This window comes from Oleiphilus sp. HI0123 (genome assembly GCF_001635315.1).
Window position 1 is genome coordinate 1 of record NZ_LWGE01001704.1, and the last position, 914, is coordinate 914.

Here is a 914-nt window from a genome sequence, read left to right on the forward strand (position 1 = left end):
CGATACGCTTGCCGGTGAGGAGCAGAACCAAGAGATCTTCCGTTATGCAGCGGGAGGCTTTAGAGATTTTACTCGTATTGCCGCAAGTGATCCTTTGATGTGGCATGACATTTTTCTTGCCAATAAAGATGCCTTACTTAAGGTTTTAGATCACTTTACTTCAGACCTTGCTTCCTTGAGAACCAGTGTCGAGCAAGGCGATAGTCAGCACTTGTTAGGCGTTTTTACGCGAGCTAAGTCTGCGAGAGAGCACTTTTCAAAAATACTAAACGGACAGTCGTATACCGATACTATGAATACTAAAAATGTAACGTTCAAAATGGCACCTGGCGGTGAAGTTCGCGGAAATATCCGAGTAGCGGGCGATAAATCGATTTCCCATCGTTCAATAATGTTAGGCGCTCTTGCAGAAGGAGTGACGGAAGTTGAAGGGTTTCTTGAGGGCGAAGATAGTCTGGCGACACTTCAGGCCTTTAGGGATATGGGGGTTGTAATTGAGGGGCCAGAAGAAGGGCGAGTTAAGATTCATGGTGTTGGTCTGCATGGTCTTCAAGCGCCTCCTGGGCCACTTTACCTTGGTAACTCAGGAACTGGTATGCGTTTATTTGCCGGTCTACTTGCCGGGCAAAAATTTGATACGGAATTGACGGGTGATGAGTCTTTATCTAAGCGGCCAATGGAGCGAGTTGCTGGCCCATTACGTCAAATGGGTGCGAAAATTGAGTCTGCGGAAGGTGGACGTCCGCCTCTAAAAATTAGTGGTTCTCAAACTCTGGCAGGTATTCGTTATGATATGCCAATGGCCAGTGCGCAAGTAAAGTCTTGTTTGTTATTGGCGGGCTTATACGCTGATGGCGAAACACAGGTTCAGGAGCCAGCGCCGACTCGAGACCATACAGAGCGTATGCTTAATG

1 protein-coding gene is annotated in these 914 nt (G+C 47.4%); it reads left to right on the forward strand.

What is annotated here, in order from left to right:
- On the forward strand, positions 1–914 hold a 914-nt coding region (locus A3761_RS23050), incomplete at both ends, for a prephenate dehydrogenase dimerization domain-containing protein (protein ID WP_156492054.1).